This window comes from Microbacterium hydrothermale (assembly GCF_004854025.1).
Lineage (GTDB): Bacteria > Actinomycetota > Actinomycetes > Actinomycetales > Microbacteriaceae > Microbacterium > Microbacterium hydrothermale.
The window spans coordinates 21,245-43,442 of sequence record NZ_STGM01000006.1; the positions used below are offsets into that span (position 1 = coordinate 21,245).

19 protein-coding genes are annotated in these 22,198 nt (G+C 72.1%); 11 read left to right on the forward strand and 8 right to left on the reverse strand.

Annotated features, from left to right (window positions below; translation table 11 throughout):
* Nucleotides 1-23 precede the first annotated feature (23 nt).
* The 5 genes from FB047_RS12150 (at nucleotide 24) to araA (ending at nucleotide 5,768) form a co-directional block, all read left to right on the forward strand.
* Nucleotides 24-590: an SIS domain-containing protein gene (locus tag FB047_RS12150; RefSeq protein ID WP_136587477.1), complete on the forward strand. Its 567-nt coding sequence runs from the start codon at nucleotides 24-26 to the stop codon at nucleotides 588-590.
* A 141-nt stretch (nucleotides 591-731) separates the two neighbouring features.
* Nucleotides 732-1,700: a LacI family DNA-binding transcriptional regulator gene (locus FB047_RS12155; RefSeq protein WP_136587478.1), complete on the forward strand. Its 969-nt coding sequence runs from the start codon at nucleotides 732-734 to the stop codon at nucleotides 1,698-1,700.
* 251 nt (nucleotides 1,701-1,951) lie between these two features.
* Nucleotides 1,952-2,668 (forward strand): L-ribulose-5-phosphate 4-epimerase, encoded by a 717-nt coding sequence (locus FB047_RS12160; RefSeq protein ID WP_136587479.1) that lies wholly within the window; start codon nucleotides 1,952-1,954, stop codon nucleotides 2,666-2,668.
* Nucleotides 2,665-4,236 (forward strand): xylulokinase, encoded by a 1,572-nt coding sequence (locus FB047_RS12165; RefSeq protein WP_136587480.1) that lies wholly within the window; start codon nucleotides 2,665-2,667, stop codon nucleotides 4,234-4,236. Before FB047_RS12160 ends, FB047_RS12165 begins: the two co-directional genes overlap by 4 nt.
* 20 nt (nucleotides 4,237-4,256) lie before the next feature.
* On the forward strand, nucleotides 4,257-5,768 hold the full coding sequence (araA, locus tag FB047_RS12170; RefSeq protein ID WP_136587481.1) for an L-arabinose isomerase: 1,512 nt from the start codon (nucleotides 4,257-4,259) through the stop codon (nucleotides 5,766-5,768).
* A gap of 441 nt (nucleotides 5,769-6,209) precedes the next feature.
* Here the strand turns inward: araA and FB047_RS12175 are convergent, their stop codons facing one another.
* The 6 genes from FB047_RS12175 to FB047_RS12200 all read right to left on the reverse strand — a co-directional run bounded on the left by FB047_RS12175 (nucleotide 6,210) and on the right by FB047_RS12200 (nucleotide 14,002).
* Nucleotides 6,210-6,740 carry a hypothetical protein gene (locus tag FB047_RS12175; RefSeq protein WP_136587482.1) on the reverse strand — a complete coding sequence of 177 codons (531 nt, stop codon included), beginning with the start codon at nucleotides 6,738-6,740 and terminating at the stop codon, nucleotides 6,210-6,212.
* Nucleotides 6,737-8,314 carry a deoxyguanosinetriphosphate triphosphohydrolase family protein gene (locus FB047_RS12180; RefSeq protein WP_136587483.1) on the reverse strand — a complete coding sequence of 526 codons (1,578 nt, stop codon included), beginning with the start codon at nucleotides 8,312-8,314 and terminating at the stop codon, nucleotides 6,737-6,739. The genes FB047_RS12175 and FB047_RS12180 overlap by 4 nt, the downstream gene beginning before the upstream one ends.
* A 169-nt stretch (nucleotides 8,315-8,483) precedes the next feature.
* Nucleotides 8,484-10,811: a beta-xylosidase/alpha-l-arabinosidase gene (locus FB047_RS12185; RefSeq protein WP_136587484.1), complete on the reverse strand. Its 2,328-nt coding sequence runs from the start codon at nucleotides 10,809-10,811 to the stop codon at nucleotides 8,484-8,486.
* Nucleotides 10,812-10,818: 7 nt separating this feature from the next.
* Entirely contained in the window at nucleotides 10,819-11,694 is an 876-nt protein-coding gene (locus FB047_RS12190; RefSeq protein WP_136587485.1) for a carbohydrate ABC transporter permease, read from the reverse strand.
* Nucleotides 11,691-12,704 carry a carbohydrate ABC transporter permease gene (locus tag FB047_RS12195; RefSeq protein ID WP_136587486.1) on the reverse strand — a complete coding sequence of 338 codons (1,014 nt, stop codon included), beginning with the start codon at nucleotides 12,702-12,704 and terminating at the stop codon, nucleotides 11,691-11,693. The genes FB047_RS12190 and FB047_RS12195 overlap by 4 nt, the downstream gene beginning before the upstream one ends.
* 11 nt (nucleotides 12,705-12,715) lie before the next feature.
* Nucleotides 12,716-14,002, reverse strand: a complete 1,287-nt coding sequence (locus tag FB047_RS12200) for an extracellular solute-binding protein (RefSeq protein WP_136587487.1) — start codon at nucleotides 14,000-14,002, stop codon at nucleotides 12,716-12,718.
* A 176-nt stretch (nucleotides 14,003-14,178) separates the two neighbouring features.
* Between FB047_RS12200 and FB047_RS12205 the strand changes: the two genes are divergently transcribed.
* A complete protein-coding gene (locus FB047_RS12205; protein ID WP_136587488.1) occupies nucleotides 14,179-15,177 on the forward strand; it encodes a LacI family DNA-binding transcriptional regulator in 999 nt (332 codons plus the stop codon).
* A gap of 56 nt (nucleotides 15,178-15,233) precedes the next feature.
* Here the strand turns inward: FB047_RS12205 and FB047_RS12210 are convergent, their stop codons facing one another.
* Together FB047_RS12210 and FB047_RS12215 are read right to left on the reverse strand one after the other, a co-directional pair.
* The gene (locus FB047_RS12210; RefSeq protein ID WP_136587489.1) at nucleotides 15,234-15,947 is read right to left on the reverse strand and encodes a response regulator; all 714 of its coding nucleotides are present in this window, start codon (nucleotides 15,945-15,947) and stop codon (nucleotides 15,234-15,236) included.
* A 139-nt stretch (nucleotides 15,948-16,086) separates the two neighbouring features.
* Nucleotides 16,087-17,316 carry a sensor histidine kinase gene (locus FB047_RS12215; RefSeq protein ID WP_136587490.1) on the reverse strand — a complete coding sequence of 410 codons (1,230 nt, stop codon included), beginning with the start codon at nucleotides 17,314-17,316 and terminating at the stop codon, nucleotides 16,087-16,089.
* 187 nt (nucleotides 17,317-17,503) lie between these two features.
* On the opposite strand from FB047_RS12215, the gene FB047_RS12220 reads away from it, so the two are divergent.
* The 5 genes from FB047_RS12220 to mmuM all read left to right on the forward strand — a co-directional run bounded on the left by FB047_RS12220 (nucleotide 17,504) and on the right by mmuM (nucleotide 22,198).
* The gene (locus FB047_RS12220) at nucleotides 17,504-18,472 is read left to right on the forward strand and encodes a Bug family tripartite tricarboxylate transporter substrate binding protein (protein ID WP_240752781.1); all 969 of its coding nucleotides are present in this window, start codon (nucleotides 17,504-17,506) and stop codon (nucleotides 18,470-18,472) included.
* Nucleotides 18,469-19,110 carry a tripartite tricarboxylate transporter TctB family protein gene (locus tag FB047_RS12225; RefSeq protein WP_136587492.1) on the forward strand — a complete coding sequence of 214 codons (642 nt, stop codon included), beginning with the start codon at nucleotides 18,469-18,471 and terminating at the stop codon, nucleotides 19,108-19,110. Before FB047_RS12220 ends, FB047_RS12225 begins: the two co-directional genes overlap by 4 nt.
* Nucleotides 19,098-20,654, forward strand: coding sequence for a tripartite tricarboxylate transporter permease (locus FB047_RS12230; RefSeq protein ID WP_136587493.1), 1,557 nt, complete (start codon nucleotides 19,098-19,100; stop codon nucleotides 20,652-20,654). The genes FB047_RS12225 and FB047_RS12230 overlap by 13 nt, the downstream gene beginning before the upstream one ends.
* 186 nt (nucleotides 20,655-20,840) lie before the next feature.
* Nucleotides 20,841-21,347 (forward strand): MarR family winged helix-turn-helix transcriptional regulator, encoded by a 507-nt coding sequence (locus tag FB047_RS12235; RefSeq protein ID WP_136587494.1) that lies wholly within the window; start codon nucleotides 20,841-20,843, stop codon nucleotides 21,345-21,347.
* Entirely contained in the window at nucleotides 21,344-22,198 is an 855-nt protein-coding gene (gene mmuM, locus FB047_RS12240) for a homocysteine S-methyltransferase (protein ID WP_136587495.1), read from the forward strand. Before FB047_RS12235 ends, mmuM begins: the two co-directional genes overlap by 4 nt.

Here is a 22,198-nt window from a genome sequence, read left to right on the forward strand (position 1 = left end):
AGACGAAAGAAAGGACCGCGCACATGTCGGAATTCCAGGACATCAGTTCGACCGTCGTCGCCGAGTTGGGGGAGGTGTTCCGCCGCGTCCCGGAGGAGAACCTCGACGCCGCCCTCGACGCCCTCGAGAAGCACCAGCGCATCTTCGTGCTCGGCATCGGGCGGGAGGGGCTCGGCTCCAAGGCCTTCGCGATGCGCCTCACACACTTCGGCAAGACCGTGCACTGGGGATGGGACGACACCACGCCCGCGGTCACGGCGGACGACCTGTTCATCATGCCCACCGGGCCGGCGAACATCCCGCACCTGCACTACGTCGCGGAGCAGGTCAAGAAGACCGGGGCGACGCTGCTCGTCGCCACGGCCGTCCCCGACGGGCCGACCGCGCAGCTGGCCGACATCGTGCTGACGGTGCCCGCCCACACCTACGGTGCCGACGACCCGAGCGGTCTGGTCCCCACCATCCAGGCGATGGGGAGCCTGTTCGAGCAGTCGCTCTGGATCTTCTGGGACGTGCTGTATCTCATGCTCGTCCGGCGCACGGACGCGCAATTCGACGACCTGGTCGCGCGTCACCGCAACTTCGAGTGAACGATCCCGGATGCCCCGGTTCCGATCCCCACGGAGCCGGGGCATCCGGTCGTCCGGGGTGCGGGCGCGCGTGCCTTCGCCGAGGGGGATGTCGCGGATCCGGCCCGTGGCGCCCCTCCCGCGCCGCTACTGTGAGTCCTCATGAGCGGCGACACCGGCGGCAAGCGCATCGGCGTGCGGGACGTCGCCGTCGCCGCCGGGGTGTCGGCGCAGACGGTCTCGCGCGTCCTGAACGGGTACCCGGGCATCCGCGAGGCGACCAGGGAGCGCGTGCTCGACGCGGTCGCCGCCCTCGACTATCGCGTGAACAACGCCGCCCGCGCTCTCGGCACGAGCCTGACGCGAACGGTCGGGGTCGTGGCATCCGATGCCGTCCTGCATGGGCCGGCCGCGGGGATCGCCGCCCTCGAGCGGGCCGCGCGGGCGCGCGGTCGGTGGATCTCGACCGCCTACACCGACTCGGACGACCCCGCCGACATCGACGCCGCCGTGCGCCACCTCCTGGATCAGGGGGTCGACGGGATCGTGCTCGTCGCCGCGCACGGAGCCACCCCTCTCGAGGGATACGACGTGCCGATCGTGCCGCTGTACGGCGAGTCCGGGAGTCGCCAACGCGATGCGGCCGCCCTCGTCGTGGATCATCTCGCCGACCTCGGGCACCGTCGCATCGTCGAGGTGGCCGGCCCGTCGGATTGGCGCGAGGCCCTCGCGCGCACGGCCGGCGTCGCCGACGCCGTCGACCGCCGCGGCCTCGAACGCGCGGATCGGCTCGAGGGGGACTGGAGCGCCGCCTCGGGGGCCGCCGTCGCCGAGGCGGTCGCCGCCGGCCTCGCGGCGGGGGCCACGGCCGTCGCGGTCGCCAACGATCAGATGGCCCTCGGGCTCACGGCCGGTCTCGTGTCCCGAGGACTCCGGGTGCCGGCCGACGTCTCGGTCGCGGGTTTCGACGACAACCCGGATGCCGCGTTCTACACGCCGTCGCTCACGACGGTGCGCCTCGATGTCGAGGGTGAGGCGGAGTACGCCGTGGCCGCGGTGCTGGGCGACGCGGTCGTCGCGCCGGCGGCTCCCGTGCTGGTGGTCCGGGACTCCACCGCCCCGCCGGCCTGACGTCGCACAGCGTCCGCTTATCGTAGGTCGCGCGCTCGCCGCCCGGCGTGACAGCGCCTCGAGATCACACGATCGGCGCGAGGTCAGACGGTTCGGCCGCGCCGCAGCACGTCGTCTCGCGCCGATCGTGTGATCTCGGCGCAGGCGAGGCGGCGACCCGCGAAAGGCGCCCTCGCGGAAGAGGGATGTTACCGGTAACATTGCGGATCGAGGGCGCTCGCCCCGACCCCGAACCCGTCGAAGGAGACCGCGTGTCCGATGCCGCCACGTTCGCGCCCGAGGTGCAGGAGGCCATCGACGCCGTCCGCGCCGACGTCGCGCGACTGCACGCCGAGCTCGTGCGCTACAACCTCGTCATCTGGACCGGCGGCAACGTCTCGGGCCGCGTCCCCGGGGCCGACCTGTTCGTGATCAAGCCGTCCGGAGTCTCGTACGACGACCTCGCGCCCGAGAACATGATCCTGTGCGACCTCGACGGCAACGCCATCCCCGGCGCACCCGGCTCCGAGCGCAGCCCCTCCAGCGACACCGCGGCGCACGCCTACGTCTACCGCCACATGCCCGAGGTCGGCGGCGTCGTCCACACGCACTCCACCTTCGCTGTGGCGTGGGCGGCGCGCGGGGAGGAGATCCCCTGCGTCATCACCGGCATGGCCGACGAGTTCGGCGGTCCCATCCCCGTCGGTCCGTTCGCGATCATCGGCGACGACTCGATCGGGCGCGGCATCGTCGAGACCCTGAGCGGACACCGCAGCCGCGCCGTGCTCATGCAGAACCACGGCCCGTTCACGATCGGCGTCAGCGCGAAGGATGCCGTCAAGGCCGCCGTCATGTGCGAGGACGCCGCGCGCACCGTGCACTACGCCCGCGAGGCCGGCCCCCTCGTGCCGATCCCGCAGGACAGGATCGACGCGCTCTACAACCGCTACCAGAACGTCTACGGACAGAGCACGGACGACCGCCGATGAACGCCCTGATCACCGACGGCCGCGCCAGCCTGGGCATCGAGCTCGGCTCCACCCGGATCAAGGCATGCCTTATCGGCCCCGACGCCGAGGTCCTCGCCACGGGCTCCCACGAGTGGGAGAACGTCTACGCCGACAAGCTCTGGACCTATTCACTGGATGCCGTCTGGTCGGGCCTCCAGGCCGCCTACGCCGAGCTGGTCGAGGACGTCCGCCAGCAGCACGGCGTCACCCCCGAGCGCTACGCCGCGATGGGCGTGTCGGCGATGATGCACGGCTACCTCGCCTTCGACGCCGAGGGGGAGCTCCTCGCGCCTTTCCGCACGTGGCGCAACACCAACACCGGCGTCGCCGCGGCCGAGCTCACCGAGCTGCTGGGCGTGAACATCCCGCTGCGCTGGTCGATCGCGCACCTGCACCAGGCGGTTGTGGATGCCGAGCCCCACGTGCCCGAGATCCGCTTCCTCACCACGCTGGCCGGGTACGTCCACTGGAAGCTCACGGGCGAGAAAATCCTCGGCGTCGGCGACGCGTCGGGCATGTTCCCGATCGACTCCGCGACCCGCGACTACGACGCCGAGCTGGTCGCCCGCTACGACGGTCTGGCCGCCGGGCGCGTCCCGACGCTCTCCGACCTGCTGCCGCGCGTGCTCGTCGCGGGTGCCGCGGCCGGCAGCCTGACCGACGACGGGGCACGGCTGCTCGACCCGACCGGAACGCTGCGTCCCGGCATCCCGTTCGCCCCGCCCGAGGGCGACGCGGGCACGGGCATGGTCGCAACCTGCGCCGTGGCGCCCCGCACGGGCAACGTCAGCGCCGGCACGAGCATCTTCGCGATGGTCGTGCTCGAGCGCCCGCTCTCCGAGGTGCACCACGAGCTCGACCTCGTGACGACCCCCTCGGGCGACGCCGTGGCGATGGTGCACTGCAACAACGGCGCGAGCGAGCTGGCGGCCTGGGCGAACATGTTCACCGCCTTCTCGGCCGCGGCGGGCGTCGCCCAGTCCCCGGATGCCACCTACGCGGCGCTCTTCTCCGCCGCGCTCGAGGGCGAAGCCGACGCCGGTGGGCTGCTGGCGTACAACCACCTCGCCGGAGAACCCATCGCGGGTCTCGAGGAGGGCCGCCCGCTCGTCGTCCGCACGCCCGACAGCCGCCTGACGCTGCCGAACTTCATGCGCGCGCAGTTGTACGGCGTCTTCGGAACGCTCGCGCTCGGCATGGCGGTGCTGGACGCCGAGGGTGTCGGCCTCGACAAGATGTACGCGCACGGCGGCATGTTCCGCACCGCGGGGGTCGCGCAGCGCTTCCTCGCGGCGGCGCTCGACGCCCCCGTCGCGGTCGCCGAGACCGCGTCCGAGGGCGGCGCGTGGGGCATGGCCGTGCTCGCGGCGTACGTCGCCGACGGCGCCGGCCGCGAACTCGACACCTACCTCGCCGAGGTCGTCTTCGCCGACGCCCCCATCACCACCGCCGACCCCGACCCGGCGGATGTCGCCGGGTTCTCGGCCTACCTCGACCGTTACCGCGCCGGACTCGCCGTCGAGGCCGCTGCCGTGGCATCCCTCTGAACACTCGAAAAGGAACAGTCATGACCCGCACGAAGCTCAAGAACGACCTCGACGGCTACGAGGTCTGGTTCGTCACCGGCAGCCAGAACCTCTACGGCGAAGAGACGCTGAAGCAGGTCGCCGAGCAGTCGCAGGCCGTCGTCGAGGGTCTGAACGGCCTCCCGGTGAAGGTCGTCTGGAAGCCGGTGCTGAAGGACTCCGACAGCATCCGCCGCATGGCCCTCGAGATCAACGGTCGTGACGACGTCATCGGCGTGATCGCGTGGATGCACACCTTCAGCCCCGCGAAGATGTGGATCGCCGGCCTCGACGCCCTGCAGAAGCCCCTGCTGCACCTGCACACGCAGGCCAACGTCGAGCTGCCGTGGAACGACATCGACTTCGACTTCATGAACCTCAACCAGGCCGCCCACGGCGACCGCGAGTTCGGGTACATCCAGACGCGCCTCGGCGTCGCGCGCAAGACGGTCGTCGGCCACGTGTCGAACCCCGCCGTGCGCCAGCAGATCGAGGACTGGGAGCGCGCCGCCGCCGGCTGGACCGCCGCCCGCACCCTCAAGCTCGCTCGCTTCGGCGACAACATGCGCTTCGTCGCCGTCACCGAGGGCGACAAGACCGAGGCCGAGCTGCGTTTCGGCGTGCAGGTCAACACGTGGGGCGTCAACGAGCTCGTCGAGGCCGTCGAGAAGGCTTCGGATGCCGACATCGACGCGCTCGTGCAGGAGTACGTCGACAGCTACGAGGTCGTCGACGAGCTGCTCCCCGGCGGGGCGCGCCACCAGTCGCTGCGCGACGGCGCCGCGATCGAGCTGGGCCTGCGCTCGTTCCTCGAGGAGGGCGGCTTCGGCGCCTTCACCACCTCGTTCGAAGACCTCGGCGCGCTGAAGCAGCTCCCGGGTCTCGCGGTGCAGCGCCTCATGGCGGAGGGCTACGGCTTCGGCGCCGAGGGCGACTGGAAGACCGCGATCCTCGTGCGCGTCGCGAACGTCATGGGTGCGGGCCTCCCCGGCGGCGCCTCGCTCATGGAGGACTACACCTACGACCTCGTCCCGGGCAACGAGCGCATCCTCGGGGCTCACATGCTCGAGGTCTCGCCCTCGCTCACCACGAAGAAGCCGCGCCTCGAGATCCACGAGCTCGGCATCGGCGGCAAGGACGACCCGGTGCGCCTGGTCTTCACCGCCGACGCGGGCCCCGCTCTCGTCGTCGCGATGAGCGACATGCGCGACCGCTTCCGCCTGGTGGCCAACGTCGTCGAGAACGTCGACGCCCCCGACCTGCCGAAGCTCCCCGTCGGCCGCGCGGTGTGGAAGCCCGCCCCCGACTTCGCCACCTCGGCCGGCTGCTGGCTCGCCGCCGGTGCCGCGCACCACACCGTCATGACGACGGCCGTCGGCATCGAGGTGTTCCGCGACTTCGCGGAGATCGCCAAGACCGAGCTCGTCGTCATCGACGAGGACACGACGGTCCGCGGTTTCCAGAGCGAGCTGCGCTGGAACCAGGCGTACTACCGCCTGGCCCAGGGCCTGTAAGACCCGTCGCCCCGGGAGCCGCACTGCCCCGGGGCGACGCGGCACTCGCGCGCCTCGCTCTCTCGGGGCGCGTGCCGCAGCGCCGGTTCGTCCGGCGCGCGGATCGTGCCCCGGAACCTCCGCAGCGGTGGGCTGCGGCGGTTCCGGGGCATTTCCGCGTTGCGGGCGGGCGCGCCGGCGGTCGCCGCGCGAGGGGTTCCGGCATCCGGTGCGCCCTCGTCCCGCTTGTGGCGGTGCGTGTCCCATTTGTGGTGGGTTGAGGGGCGCTGGAGTGGCCATTTTTGGGACATGGGGGTCTTGGCATCCGGTGTGCGGGGGCGCCTGTGTCCCACTTGTGGCGGTGCATGTCCCACTCTTGGTGGGTTGGTGGGCGCTGGACTGGCCATTTTCGGGACATGGGGGTGTCCGTTCCGCGGCGCCGAGGCCGCGCGTCCCGTCGGCTCAGCCCTCCGCGTCGCCAGGTGCGGTCGTGCGGTGCCAGTACGCCGCGGTCTTGCTGCCCACGCGCACGATTCTGTCGGCGCGAAGCTCCGACTCCGGCCAGAAGCAGAGCTCGTAGCTGTCGGGGGCGGTCTCGTCGTCGAGGACGGTGTCCACCTCGTGGCCGGCGTCCATGGCCGTGACCGACCACCGTGCCCGGTAGGTGCCGAGCGGCAGCGTGATCTCCTCGCCGCCCTCGAAGCCCCCGAACCACAGCACCGCCTGGTCGGGACGGAAGGACACCTCGACGATGTCCTCCGCATCGTTGAGCGGGGGTTCGCTGTCGACGAGCACCACGCGCACGGGAACCGAACCGGTGTGCAGCCCGGTCCGCAGATCCAGGAGCCCCGGAATCGCCGCGCCGCAGAGTCCGTTCACCTGGTCGGCGAACGGACGCCCCGAGACAAAGTCGTCGTAGCGCTCCTCCGGATGCAGCCAGATGAATCCGTAATGCACATGCATCGGACCGTCGAAGATCACCGTCTCCGTCACAGCCGCTGCCCCAGAGCCCACAGCCGGTCCGCGCGACCCGAGATCGCCTCCGACAGGGCGAAGGCCTGCGAATCGGTGAGGGATGCCACGTAGTCGACGATTCCGCGGGATCGCGCGAGGCGCTCGGCCTCGGCATCCGACGGTCGCCGTTCGGCGGGCAGCTGAGCGTACTGCTCGCGCGCGAGCGCGATGAGCTCCCGCAGGCGCCGCGGGGTGCGGGCGCGGTCGAGGTCGTCGTCGAGCCACTCGCCGAGGGCCCGCACCGACCGGGCGAGGATGCGGCTCATGCCGCGCTGCTGGATGGCCAGGTCGGGGCGGCTGAGCACGAAGCGCTTGTGCACGAACTTCAGTACCTCGACGTGGTGCCAGGCCCATGGCGAGAGCACGACCGGTCCCGCGCGGGGCGTGTCGAGGGGACGCAGGCGTGCGGACTCCTGGAACCGGCGGATCCAGCGGTCGGTGAAGGCCGCGAGCCGGCGCTCGGCCGTCAGCGACCCGTCGAACGGTCGGGCGAGCAGGTCGGTGACCATCTCGGCATCCACGTCGCTGACGGCGGCGAGGAAGGCCTCGTCGTCGGCGATCCACGGGTCGTCGCGGCGCATCTTGCGGCGCAGGCGTTCGAGTCCGGCACCCGGTGCGAGCTCGGCACGCACCTCGGCGTCGTCGCGGTCGCGCCACTCGAGCACGTCGTCGAGCCAGCCGCGGAATTCCGCCGCGATCGGCGCGTGATCCAGGATGCCGGCGCGGTAGAAGTCGTCGACGTCGTGCACCGAGTACGCGATGTCGTCGGCGAGGTCCATCACGGCGCCCTCGATGCTCTGCCGCAGGGGCTCGGCATCCACCCCCTGACGCGCGTCGTCGAGGTCGGCGAGGTCGAGGTCGTACGCGGAGTACTTGTGCACCCGGTACGCCCCGTCGGGGGAGCGACGGATGCCGCGCGGCGGGCCGACCCGCTCGATGTCGGCGGCCGCGACCGACGGCGCCCACGGGTACTTCGCCGAGGCGGCGCGCACGGCGGCGGTGAGATTGAGCCCGCGCGGGGCGTTCTCGACCACGTCGAGCGAGGCGAGGATGCGGTAGGTCTGCGCGTTGCCCTCGAACCCGTCCGGGAGGCCGAGCTCCTCGCGCGCGAGGCGGTTGAGCGTCGACTCGCCGAGATGCCCGAACGGCGGGTGGCCGAGGTCGTGCGCGTAGGCCGCGGCCTCGACGACGGTGGCGTTGCAGACGTCGCCCTCGCCGGCCCGACGCGAGCTCGTGTTGAGCTGCAGGGCGACGACGCGCGCGATCGCGCTGACCTTGAGCGTGTGCGTGAGCCGGTTGTGGACCGGCGCGCCCGAGATCGACGGCGACACGACCTGCGTCACCGCCGACAGGCGCGAAAAATACGGCGAGAACTGGATGCGCTCGAGGTCGATCGACCAGGGATCGGCGCGCGCGTCGTCGCGATCGGGGAACACGCGGGATGCCGGGTTGCCGACGACGCGATCGAGGTGCGAGCCCGCGTCGGCGCCGCCGGAGACGGGGTGCACGGGCGCAGCGGCATCCGGGGGCGTGGTCTCGTCGTGCAGCGTCATCCGGTCCTCTCGCGGCCTCGGGCGATGGCGTGGGTCCACGCTAACGCGGATGGAGCGCGCCTTCGCCGCGCGGTCGCCGCGCGCGTGAGCGTCCGGAACACCCGGACGCTCGTGAAAGTCGTCCGGGTGTTCTGGACACTCGAAGGGGCTTCGCCCCCCGGGGGGCCACCTACGGCGAAGGCGCCCGCCGTACCTCCATGTCGACCACGCGCGCGTCGTCGACCGACACCTCGTACGTCGCCCCCGTCAGACGCAGCGCCACCGCCTCGTCGACCTCGGCGCACGACGGTCCCAGCCGCAGCTCCACCTCGCCCGGCTCGACCACCCGGCGCATCGCGCGATCGCTGTACGCGAGGCGCGACGCGGGCACGGTGAAGCGCACCTCGGCGCTCTCGCCCGGATCGAGCTCGACCCGCGCGTACGCGACGAGCTGGGCGAGGGGGCGCGTGACGCTGGCCCGCGTGCGGTGGGCGTAGACCTGCACGACGTCGGCGCCGCGCACCGCCCCGGTGTTGGTCACGCGCGCGGCGACGCAGAACGCGTCGCCCGCGCGCACCTCGGCCGTCGCGGATGCCGCGACCCCGTCGACCGCGAGACCCTCGCGGCGGAACGAGGTGTACGACAGCCCGAACCCGAACGGCCGCACGGGCGTCGGGTCGGTGCTGGTCACCCCCGACGGCCCGCCGAGCAGCGGATGCAGGTACGAATACGGCTGCGCGCCGGCCGAGCGGGGGAGCGACACCGGCAGGCGGCCCGAGGGAGCGGCATCCCCGGCGATGAGCGCCGCCAACGCGGGAGCGCCCTCTTCTCCCGGGAAGAACGCCTGCAGCACCGCCGCGGGGGCGTCGTCGCCGTCGAGCGCCCACCCCAGGGCGTACGGGCGGCCGGTCAGCAGCACGAGCACGACGGGCGTGCCGGTGGCGACGATCGCCTCGACGAGCTGCCGCTGCACACCGGGGAGCTCGAGCGAGTCGGCGTCGTTGCCCTCGCCGACGGTTCCGCGTCCGAACAGGCCCGCGCGGTCGCCGACGACGACGATCGCGACCTCGGCGTCGCGGGCGGCCGCTGCGGCCTCCGCGAAACCGGCGGTGTCGGAACCCTCGACCGCGCAGCCGGGGGCGTACGTCACCTCACCGAACCGGTCGGTCAGGGCGTCTCGCACCGTCGGCAGCGAGAAGCCCATCGGCACCCCCGGGTGATGCGCGAGCACGTGGTTCGCGAACGAGTAGCAGCCCATGAGCGCGTCGGTGCTGTCGGCGTTCGGGCCGATCACCGCGATCCGTCCGGGCTCCCGCAGCGGCAGCACGCCGTCGTTGCGCAGCAGCACCGCGCTCTCGAGCGCGAGCCGGTACGCCAGCGCGCGATGCTCGGCGTCGTCGAGGTCGACGCTCTGCGGGGGCGCGGAGAAGTCGGCATCCAGGAGTCCGAGGTCCTCCTTCTCGGCGAGCACGCGCGCGACCGCACGGTCGACGACGGCCTCGGGAAGATCCCCGGATGCCACCCGCTCAGCCAGGTGCGGATAGGCGTCGGGCCCGGGCAGCTCGACGTCGATCCCGGCCTCCAGCGCGAGCTGCGCCGCTTCGCCGAGAGAGTCGGCGATCCCGTGCATCGAGCGGAGGAACTCCACCGCGAAGTAGTCGGAGACGACCGTGCCGTCGAAGCCCCACCGGCGGCGGAGGAGGTCGGTGAGCAGCTCGCGCGACGAGGCGACGGGGACGCCGTCGATCTCGGTGTACGAGTTCATGACGCTGCGCACCCCGCCGTCGCGCACGGCCATCTCGAACGGCGGCAGGAAGACGTCCTGCAGCTCGCGCTGACCGGCCGAGACGGGCGCGTGATTACGGCCGGCTCGCGAGGCGGAGTACCCCACGAAGTGCTTGAGCGTCGCGTGGACGCCGGCGCCCTGCAGGCCCCGGACGTACGCCGTGCCGATCGTCGCGACCACGTACGGATCCTCGGCGATGCACTCGTCGACCCGGCCCCACCGCGCGTCGCGCACGACGTCGAGCACGGGGGCGAGGCCCTGGTGCACCCCGAGTTCGCTCATCGAGCGGCCGATCGCGGATGCCATGAGCTCCACGGCATCCGGGTCGAACGAGGCGCCCCAGGCCAACGGCGTCGGGAAGGTCGCGGCCTTCCACGCCGCGAAGCCCGTGAGGCACTCCTCGTGCACGAGCGCGGGGATGCCGAGCCGCGTCTCGGTCTGCAGGCGGCGCTGCTCGCCCCACAGCCACGCGGCGCGCTCGACGGGGTCGACGGGCCGCGTGCCGTACACGCGCGTGAGGTGGCCGAGCCCGTGCACCGTGGCATCCGTGTAGGCGGCGGTGGTGACCTTCTCGCCCGAGAGCGGGGCGACGACCTCGTCGCCCTGGTCGACCCAGTAGCCCACGAGCTGGGCGAGCTTCTCGTCGAGGGTCATCTCGGCGACGAGGGCCCGCACGCGCGGGGAGATGCCGGCCTCGAGGGCAGCGCCGACGTCGGTGTGATGGATGGTCATGATCGGGTCAGCCCTTCACGGCGCCGGTGAGGCCGCCGACGATCCGACGCTCGAACACGCTGAAGAACAGCAGAGCGGGGATCATCGACAGCGAGGTGAACGCGAGCACGCGCGCGGTGTCGACGGAGTACTGCGACGCGAACGCCTGGGTTCCGAGCGGCAGCGTGAAGGCGGCTTCGTTGTTGAGGATGAACAGCGGCAGCATGTACGAGTTCCAGCTGTTGACGAAGGCCAGGATGCCGACCGTCACGACCGCCGGGACGGCGAGCGGCAGCACCATGCGCCAGAAGAACCCCAGGCGGCCGAGGCCGTCGATCGAGGCGGCCTCCTGCAGCTCGTTCGGGATCGCGGCGAGGAACGGCGACAGGATGATGATCGTCAGGGGCAGCGCGAACGCGATCTGCGGCACGATGACACCGGCGAGGGAGTTCATCAGTCCGAGGTTGCGCACGAGGATGTACAGCGGCGTGATGGCGACGGTCATCGGGAACATCAGGCCCGCCGTGAACAGCGCGAACACCGCACCGCGGCCCCGGAAGCGGTAGCGCGAGAGCGCGTACGCGGCCATCAGGCCCAGGGCGACGACGAACACCGTGGTGGCCACCGCGGCAATCGCGGAGTTGCCGACCTGTCCCCAGAAGACGCCGCTGCCGAGGACGTCGGCGTAGTTCTGCCAGTTCCACACGGTCGGGAAGCCGGCCGGGTCGACGGTGATCTCGGCGTTCGAGCGGAAGCCGCCGAGGATGATGTAGATCACCGGGGCCAGCATCATGCCGATGAGCAGCAGCGCGACGAAGGCGACGACGACCGACGACGAGCGCTTCGATCCCGCGGCGACGCGACGCGGGGCCCGCGGGGTGACGAGGGTGGCGGTGGCGGTCATTTCGAGCCTCCGGTCAGGGCTCCGGCCGTGTCGCGTCGCAGCACGAACCGCTGGTAGACGAGCGCGACGGCGAGCGAGATGAGGAACATGACCACGGCCACGGCGCTGCCGTAGCCGAAGCTGCCCGCGTTGCGGCCGTTGGCGACCATGTACGTCGCCATGGTCGAGGTGCCCGCGGTCGAGGCGACGTACTGGCCCCAGATGATCCAGACGAGGTCGAACAGCTGCAGCGAGCCGATGATCGACAGGAACGCCCAGATGCGGATGGTCGGACCCATGAGCGGCAGCACGATGTGCCGCTGGATCTGCCAGTACGAGGCGCCGTCGATCGCGGCGGCCTCGCTGAGCTCCTCGGGGATGCCCTGGAGTCCGGCGAGGAAGAGGATGACGGCGAAGCCGATGTACTTCCAGGTGATGATGATCAACAGCGTCCAGATCGCCAGCGCCGGGTCGGAGATCCAGTCGGCGCGGAGGGCGCCCAGACCGATCTTCTCGAGGGCGCCGTTGAGGGCGCCGCCCGACTGCAGCATCAGTCCCCAGCCGAGGCCGACGACGACCTCGGAGATGACGTAGGGCACGAAGATCAGCACGCGGATGAGCGACTGCGCGCGCATTTTGCGGTTCAGCAGCAGCGCGAGGCCGAGGGCCAGCGGCCCCTGCAGCACGAGGGAGCCGACGACGATGAACGCGTTGTGGCCGAGGGCTTCGTGGAAGGCCGGGTCGGTGAGGATCGTGACGTAGTTGCGGATGCCGACGAAGTCGGTGGGGGTGCCGAAGCCCGACCACTTGTAGAAGCCGTAGTAGGCGGCCAGGGCGACGGGCAGGATGACGAACGACACGAACACCACCAGGGCGGGGCCCAGGAGGATCGCGAGTTCGCCGCGGATGCGCCAGGACTCGAGCCGCCGCCGCGCGGGCGGCCGCCCGGCCGAGGGGGCGCGGCGAGCGCCCTCCTCGACCGGGCGGCGAGACCCGGCGTCGGTCGCCGAGGTGGCGAGCTGGGTGGTCATGCGGGGGATCCTCAGCGCGAGGCGGCCGCGTTGACGGCGTCGACGATGCCCTGCGGCGACCCCTTGCCGGCGAACATGTCGACGACCGCGACGTTGAGCGCGTTACCGACGTTCTGGCCGTAGAGGGTGTCGAGCCACACCGAGACGTAGGGCGCCTTCGAGTAGGCCTCGAGCACCGACTTCAGCGCGGGGGTGGTCACGGCATCCGTCGCCTCGGACGAGGCGGGCAGGGTCTGGAAGGCCGTGGCGTACGCCTCCTGGTTCTCCTTGTTCACCAGGAAGTTCAAGAAGTCGGTGCACTGCGCGGGGGCGTTGACCCAGCACGAGTAGCCGTCGACGCCGCCCATCATCGCGCCCGGCTCGCCGTCGCCGCCCGACACCTCGGGGAAGGGGAACCAGCCGAGGTCGGCGAGAGGCTGCTCGTCGGGGGTGAGCGAGGCGATCACGCCCGGGTCCCACGCGCCCATGAGCTCCATCGCGGCCTGGTGGTTGGCCAGCAGACCGGCCGACGAGCCGGCGCCCTGCTGCGCGGCCGTGGTGAGGAAGCCCTCGTTGAACGGCTGCGTCGCCAGGAACGACTGCAGGTCCTCGCCCGCCTTCAGCCAGCAGGGGTCGTCGAAGCTGCGGCTCGCGGCGGCGGCGTCGAGGACGTCCTTCGCGCACGCGCGCAGGGCGAAGTTGTAGTACCAGTGCGCGGCGGGCCAGGCGTCCTTCGCGCCGACGGCGATGGGGGCGACGCCGGTCGCCTTGATCTTGGCGTTGGCGGCCTCGAGCTCGTCGATCGTGGTCGGCGCCGAGGTCACCCCGGCGGCGGTCAGCAGGTCCTGCGACGTGAAGATTCCGGAGGGGAGCACGGCCACCGGCATCCCGTAGTTCTTGCCGTCGATCTCGAACGCCGACAGCGACGAGCCGAGGGCGGTCTTGGCGTCGGCCGAGATCTTGTCGGTGAGGTCCATCGCCTGACCCGCGGTGACGATGTCGGCGAGCTTGCCGCCGCCGCGCGCCATGAAGAGGTCGGGGGCGTCGCCGGAGTTGAGGGCGGTCTGGAGCTTGCCGTCCATCTCCTCGTTCTGCACGGCCTGGATCTCGATGGTCACGCCGGGGTTGGCCGCCTCGAACGCGGCGGCGGTGTCTTCCCAGTACTTCTTGCCGTCGCCCGTGGTGGAGTTGTGCCAAAGGGTCAGCGTGACGCTCCCGTCGGCGTTCTGACCGCTGCCGCCGCCCGCGGCGCAGCCGCCGAGGGCCAGGGTGCCGGCGACGGCGAGGGCCGCTCCGGCAAGGATCTTGCGCGTGTTCATGTGATGTCCCGTTTCTCTTCGTCGAGGTGCGTCGTGGCGACGCGTCGGTTGCGGCTGCTGTGCCGTTCGTTCACCACCCCGGGGTCTGCGGCCCGCTGAGGTGTCAGAAGTGTCACCCGCGAAAAGAGAGTCGTCAAACGTTTTCGAAAATGATTTCCACGCTAGGGTCGGATGCCATGAAGCGCGCGACCATCCACGACGTCGCCGCGGCGGCCGGGGTGTCGGTGGCCACGGTCTCGAAGGCGGTGAACGGCCGGTACGGGGTCTCTCCCGAGACGGTCGGACGCGTGCTCGATGCCGTGAAGACGCTCGGCTACGAGTCGAGCCTGGTGGCCAGCAGCATGCGATCGCGGCGCACGGGAGTGATCGGCGTGCTCGTGGCCGATATCGAACCGTTCTCGGCCGAGATCCTCAAGGGCGTGGCCGGGGCGCTGTCCGATACGGGCTACGACCTGCTCGCCTACACGGGCGCGCGTCGCGACGGCGAGGGGTGGGAGCGGCGATCGCTCAGCCGGCTGAGCGGAACCCTCATCGACGCTGCGATCATCGTCACCCCCACGGTGGTCAACGTCTCGAGCGAGGTCCCGATCGTCGCGATCGACCCCCACACCGGGCGCGGAGACGTCCCCACCGTCGAATCCGACAGCTACACCGGCGCCCAGCAGGCCGTTCACTACCTCGCGCAGCTCGGCCACCGTCGCATCGGGTTCATCGCGGGGCGCCCCGACCTGCGCTCGGCGGTGGCGCGCGCCTCGGGATACCGCGCGGGGCTCGCGGCGGCCGGCATCCCCTTCGATCCGGCGCTCGTGGGCGTGGGGCGGTACGAGCAGGACGTCGCGCGCGAAGCCGCACACGCGATGCTCGCCCTCGCCGACCCGCCCACCGCGGTGTTCGCCGCGAACGACCTGTCGGCCCTGTCGATCGTCGAGGTGGCCGGCGAGCGCGGCCTGCGCGTGCCCGACGACCTGTCGGTGGTCGGCTTCGACGACGTGCCCGAGGCGGCGCGCGCCCAGCCCGCCCTCACCACCGTCCGTCAGCCGATGAAGCGGTTGGGCGCCGAGGCGGTGCGCATGGTGCGGGCGCTGCTGGCGGGGGAGCACCTGGACGAGACGCACATCGAGCTGCCGACCCGTCTCGTCGCCCGCGGCACGACCGCCCCGCCGCCCGCGCGCTAACCGGGCGTGCCGGCGCGATAGGCGGTGCCGGTGGGGCCGGCGCGGCGCGCGGTGGCTCAGCGCGCGGCCAGGCGGTACAGCACCTCGGGGCGGCCGCGGGCGCCGAAGCGGTGCGAGACGTCGACCTCTCCGCGGGCGACGAGCACGTCGAGATATCGACGCACCGTCGCGCGGGAGGCGCCCGAGGCGGTGGCGATGTCGCGGGCGCTCGCCGGGGTCACGGGGTGCAGCGCCGAGCGGACGGTGTGCATGGTGGATTCCGCGAGGCCCTTGGGGAGGAGGGCTTCGGATGCCGCGACGGCGCGCACCGGAGCGGTCGCCGGACCGACCAGTCGGTCGATGTCGCCCTGGCCCATGCTGACGGGCACCTCGGCGGGGCGGTCCGCGCGACCCCGCCGGTACTCCTCGAGACGCCGCACGAAGGCCTCGCGCGTGAACGGTTTCGCGAGGTAGCCGACGACGTGCGCGGCCGCCGCCTGACGGATGGTGAGGGTGTCGCGCGCCGAGCTGATGACGAGCACGTCGACGTCCCACTCGCGCACGAGGCGCAGTCGGTGCAGCACCTCGACACCGCTGAAATCCGGGAGGTTCATGTCGAGCAGCACGAGGTCGACGTCGCTGCCGCCCGCGAGCGCCGCGCCCGCCGCCCCCGTGCGCGCGGTGCCCACGAGCCGGAACCCGGGCAGTGCCTCGAGGTACGCGGTGTGCAGCCGCACCACGGCGGGGTCGTCGTCGACGATGATCGTGCGGATCGTGGCATCCGGGGTCATCCGCGCCTCCCGTGCCGCGGTCCCGGCGTGCTCCGCCGCCGTCGCGCGCCCCGGCCGCCGCGTCGAGTGTCCACGGCATCCGGACGCCTCGGGAAATTCTCCGGGTGTTCCGGACACTCGACCCCGGGAGCGGCCCCGGTCACGACGGCACCCCCGCGTACGGAAGCTCGACGGTGAAACGCGCTCCGCCCGCGGCCGACCGGCCGACCGTGACCGAGCCTCCGCGCGCTCCGGCGATCCGGCGCACGAGGTCGAGACCCACGCCCCGCCCCGCGGCGGCCTTCGAACTCACGCCGCGGTCGAAGATGCGCGCCCGATCCGCGGGGGCGACGCCGGGTCCGTCGTCGGCCACGTCGACGGTGAGCCGCTCGTCGCCCGCGAGCACGAGCACCTCCACGCGCCCGTCCGCTCCGGCGGCCTCGACCGCGTTGCGCACGAGGTTGCCGACCACCGTCAGCACGTCGTCGTCGATGCCTCCGCGGGGGACAAGGCTCGCCGGGTCGACGCGCACGCCGGGGTGCTCCGCCGACAGCCCCTCGAGCAGCGACCGCAGCGCGGGGTCGTCGATCGAGAGACCGGATGCCACGGGCGCGAGCCTTCCGATGTAGGTCATCGCCTCGCCCGTCTCGCCCTCCGCGACGAGGCCGCGGATGACGTGCAGGCGCGTGTGGAACTCGTGCGTCTGATCGCGCAGCGCGCCCGCGATGCGTCGCTGCGTCTCCATCTCGCGGGCGTCGGCCTCGAGCCTGCGCACGCGCCGACGCAGGGCGGCGGTCAGCAGGCCGCTCAGCACGACGCCGAGCACGATGGAGCCCGCCACCCAGGGCAGCATCCCGCCCACCGCTTCGTCGAAGCTGCGCGAGATCTCCGTCTCGAGCACACCCACCGACGCCGTCCCGACGACGTCGCCGCCCGCGCGCACGGGCACCTTGGCCCGCAGGCTGGGGCCGATGGTGCCGGTCTCGGTCCCGAGGAAGGTCTCGCCGGCCAGCACGGCCGTGGCATCTGTCGACACCGTCCGTCCGCGTTCGGCGGGATTCGGGTGGGTGAGTCGGATGCCGCGGGCATCGGTGACCACGACGTAGTCGACCCCGGATGCCGCGGCGACGACGTCGGCGAGAGGCTGCAGGTCCGCGGTGGCGAGGTCGGTGTCGAGCAGGACGGCGTTCTGCACCTGGTCGAGCTCGACGAGGCTGCGCGCCACGTCGAGCACCCGTTCCTCGGTCGCGGCGCGGATGCTGCGCTCCTGCACCGACATCGCCACGACCGTCGTGGCGAGCACGCACACGAGGACGACGACGCTCTGCAGGGCGAGGAGCACGGCGAGACGCACGCGCACGGGGGGACGCTCGGGGCGGGCGGTCGACATCGGCACCTCCTCGTGCACGGCGGTCGTGAGCATCAAAGAGCGCAAAGCGCTGCGGGAGCGCCTCCGGGGGCGGGGCGCTGTCAACCTAGCTTCTCATCCGGCAACGACGATGTCCCGGGAGGGTTCGATGCAGCATCCGACGCCACCAGAGGCGCAGCACCCCGTGCGTCCGCCCCGACGCCGACGCGTGACGGGGGTCGTCGTGGGCGTGGTCGCCGCGGCGCTGTTCGTCACGGCGGGGCTCAGCGCGGCCGCGACGGGCGGGGTCGCCAACCCCCGCACGAAGCTCACGATCGTCGCCCCGGCGGCCCCCGGCGGCGGCTGGGACACCTTCGGGCGCGAGGCCCAGCAGGTGATGCGCGAGGAGGGGATCGCCGGTGCCGTGCAGGTGATGAACATCCCCGGCGCCGCCGGAACGATCGGTCTCGGCGCGGTCGCCGAGATGGGCGACCGGCACGACATCATGCTCGTCACCGGGGGAGTGATGGTGGGCGGGGTGATCGTCAACCGCTCGCCCGTGAGCCTCGAGGACGTGCGTCCCATCGTGCGCCTCGCCGACGACTACAACGTGCTCGTCGTGCCGGGGGACTCGCCCTTCCGGACGCTCGACGACTTCATGGCGGCCTTCCTCGCCGACCCCGAGGGGACGGCCATCGCGGGAGGGTCGCTCGGCGGCATCGACCACCTGCTCGCGGGGATGCTCGCGCAGCAGGGCGGCATCGACCCGCAGCGCGTGAACTACCTCGCCTATCCGGGCGGCGGCGAGGTGGTGACCTCGCTGCTGTCGCACACCACGCAGGCGGGGCTCTCGGGGTACAACGACTTCCGCGACCAGATCGAGTCGGGCAACCTCCGCGCCCTCGCCCTCTCCTCCGAGCAACCGCTCGACGACGTCGAGGTGCCCACCTTCCGCGAGCAGGGCGTCGAGGTGTCGATGTCGAACTGGCGCGGGCTCGTGGCGCCGCCCGGCATCGACGACGAGGTGCACGCCGAGCTGGTGGCCATGGCATCCGAGATGCGCGAGACCGAGGCCTGGCAGGAGGTGCTCGCCCGCAACAGCTGGCAGGACAGCTTCCTCGCCGGCGACGAGTTCGCGGCGTACCTGGCGGACGAGACCGAACGCACCACCGCGATCATGAAGGAGCTGGGTCTGTGACCGAACCGTCCACCCTCACCACGGGGTCGCTGCGCGTACAGCGCACGCCCCGCTGGTACACCGGCCGCAGCGAGCTGGTGGTCGTCGCGGGGGTCTTCATCCTCGCCGCGTTCATGACGTACGGCACCGCGACCATGCAGGTGCCCGCCGACGTCGCCTTCCCGGGGCCGCAGTTCTTCCCGATGCTCGTCAGCGGCTTCCTCTGGCTCGCCGGCATCGGTCTGCTCGTCGAGGTGCTGCGCACCTCGCGCCGCTCGCACGTCGCCGACGATCCCGTCGAGATCTCGAACGAGATGCTCGAAGACCTCGGTGCGATCGACGCCACCGGCGAGATCCGCGTCGTCTCTCCGGAGGACGTGGCGTCACCGTCGAAGCCGGCTCCGGTGGATTGGCGCACGCTGGGCATCACCGTGGCGGGTCTCGCCGGCTTCATCGTCGTGCTCCCCGTGCTCGGCTGGATCCTGTCGGCCGCCGCCCTCTTCTGGGTCATCTCGTGGGCGTTCGGCAGTCGCCGACCCCTGCTCGACATCGGTGTGAGCGTCATCGTGTCGTCGCTCGTCCAGCTCGCGTTCGGCGCGGGTCTGGGCCTGTCGCTCCCCGCCGGCATCCTGGAAGGACTCTCGCCGTGGATCAGTTGATCGACCTCGCGGGCGGTTTCGCGGTCGCCTTCACCCCGCAGAACCTCCTCTTCCTCGTCATCGGGGCCGTGCTCGGCACCGCCGTGGGCGTGCTTCCGGGTCTCGGCTCGGCGATGGCGGTCGCTCTGCTGCTGCCGGTCACCTTCAGCCTCGACCCGACCGGCGCGTTCATCATGTTCGCCTCGATCTACTTCGGGGGTCTGTTCGGGGACTCCACCGCCGGCATCCTGCTCAACACCCCCGGCAACTCCTCCGCGATCGCGACGACGTTCGAGGGTCATCGCATGGCGAAGGACGGCAGAGCGGCCAAGGCGCTCGGCACCTCGGCGATCGGCGCCTTCCTCGGCGGCACGATCGCGTGCGTGCTGGTGGTGTTCTTCGCCCCGTACATCGTCGAGCTCGCCAAGGTGTTCGGGCCCGCGGAGTACTTCGCGCTCGCCGTGTTCGCGTTCGTGGCGATCTCGGCCGTCGTCGCCGACTCGATCGTGCGCGGCCTCGTCGCCCTCGGTCTCGGCTTCGCCCTCGCCCTCGTCGGTATCGACGGGATGACCGGGGCCGAGCGCTTCACGGGTGGGAGCCCCGTGTTCTTCGACGGCATCTCGATCATCGTCGTCACCGTGGGTCTGCTCGCGATCGGCGAGGTGCTGCACGTTTCGGGCCACATCCGCCGCGCGGGCGGCCCCGGCCGGCTCGTCGCCCCGAGCGGCTCGCCGCTGCTGTCGAAGCGCGAGTGGCGGCAGGCCCTGCCCGCGTTCCTGCGCGGCACGGCGTTCGGGGTGCCCTTCGGCGCGATCCCGGTCGGCGGGTCGGAGGTGCCGACCTTCCTCGCCTACGGCACCGAGAAGCGCCTCGCCCGCCGCCGCGGCGACACCGATTTCGGCTCGCGCGGAGCGATCCAGGGTGTGGCCGCCCCCGAGGCCGCGGGCAACGCCACGGCCGGATCGGCGATGGGCGCGCTGCTGGGTCTCGGGCTTCCGACCTCGGCGACGGCCGCGATGATGATCGCCGCGTTCCAGCAGTACGGGATGCAGCCCGGCCCCCTGCTGTTCGAGCGCTCCGGCGATCTCGTGTGGCCGCTTCTGGCGAGCCTGTTCCTCGGCCTGATCATCCTGCTCATCATCAACCTGCCCTTCGCGGCGGTGTGGGCGAAGCTGCTGCTGATCCCGCGTCACTACCTCTACGCGGGCATCACGGTCGTCGCGATGCTCGGCGTCTACGCGATCGCCTCGCGCGTGGTCGACCTGTGGCTCGCGCTCGCGATCGGCGTGGTCGGCTTCGTCATGCGGCGGTTCTCGATCCCGCTCGCCCCGGTGCTGATCGCCGCGATCCTCGGACCCATGGCCGAGACGCAGATGCGTCGGGCTCTCGCGGTGTCGGAGGGCGACCCGTCGATCTTCGTCTCGTCGCCGCTGACGGTGGTGCTGTACGCGCTGCTCGCGATCATCGTCGCGGTGAGCATCCTGCAGCACGCCCGCCACGCCCGTCGCGAGCGGCTCGGCGCGACCGAGCGCGGAGAGGTCGCGGTTCCCGCCGGGCGTCGCTGATCCGCATCCCCCGGCCCGGGGTCCGCCGGCGACGGCGGGCTCCGGGTCTTCGGCGTCGGCGCGCGGGTCGCCGGGCACCCGTCGCACGGGGAGCGACGGCACCGAGCGGCCGAGCACCCTACGCCACCCCGCGCCACACCGGCCGCCGCGCGCCGCACCACCCTGCGGCTCCGGTACCGTCGAAGGGTGACGAGTGCCAGCAGCAAGGACGACGAGGTCGACCTCCTCATCGACGCGTGGTCCCAGCTGCTGCCCGAGGTCGACCTCACCCCCCTCGACGTGATGTCGCGCCTGCGCCGCGCGGCCTTCCACCTGTCGAAGCTGCGCGCCAAGGCGTTCGCGAGCGCCGGGATCGCCGTGTGGGAGTTCGACGTGCTCGCCGTCCTCCGCCGCGCCGGCACCGAGCTCAGCGCCACGCGACTGATCACCGCGACGATGATCGGCAGCGCGGCCATGACGAACCGCCTCGACAAGCTCGCCGATCGCGGCCTCGTGCACCGACGCCCCAACCCCTCCGACGGGCGGGCGATCCTCGTGGCGATCACCCCCGAGGGCATCGAACGGGTGGATGCCGCGATGACCGAGCTCGTGCGCCTCGAGGCCGAGGCGCTGCGCGACGTCAGCCGCGCCGATCAGGCGCTTCTCGCGAGCGCCCTGCGCGTGCTCGCCGCCGGCGAGACGCACGAGGCGTGATAGACCTCGCCGCCACTCTCGCCCGTCGTCCGGTCGTGCTCGACGGCGGCCTCGGCACGCTGCTCGAGTCGCGCGGCAACGACGTGACGAGCGACCTCTGGTCGGCGCGCGTGCTCCGCGACGACCCCGACGAGGTGCGCGCCGCGCACGCGGCGTTCGTCGACGCGGGCGCCGAGGTCGTCATCACCGCCTCCTACCAGCTGGGCTTCGGGGGAGCGATCCCGGATGCCGAGCTCGACCTGCTCCTGCGCCGATCGGTGTCGGTCGCGCGCGACGCCGGCGACGCGGTGGTCGCGGCATCCGTGGGCCCGATCGGGGCCCTGCGCGCCGACGGCAGCGAATACACCGGCGCCTACGACCTCACCCTCGCCGAGCTGCGCGAGGCCCATCGCCGTCGTCTGCACGTGCTCGCGGCGGCGGGGGCCGACCTGTTGGCCGTCGAGACCATCCCCTCCCCGCTCGAGGCGGAGGCCCTCGCCCTCGAGCTCGCCGCCCTCGACGTCCCCGCCTTCGTCAGCTTCTCGGCCGACAGCACCGGTTTCTCCGCCGCCGGATCGCTCGGCGCGGCCCTGCGCACCGCGGCATCCGTTCCGTCCGTCCTCGCGGTCGGGGTGAACTGCTGCGCGCCCGGAAGCGTTCCCGGCGCGCTCGCCGGTGCGCCCGGCATCCCGCTCGTGGTCTACCCCAACACGGGGGAGACGTGGGATGCCGCCACCCGCACCTGGCACGGCGGGGCGGCTCCGCTCGCCGACGACGCCCCCGCCTGGGTGGCCGCGGGCGCGCGCCTCGTGGGCGGATGCTGCCGGTCGACCCCCGACGACATCGCGCGGATCGCCGCGGCGGTGCGCTGA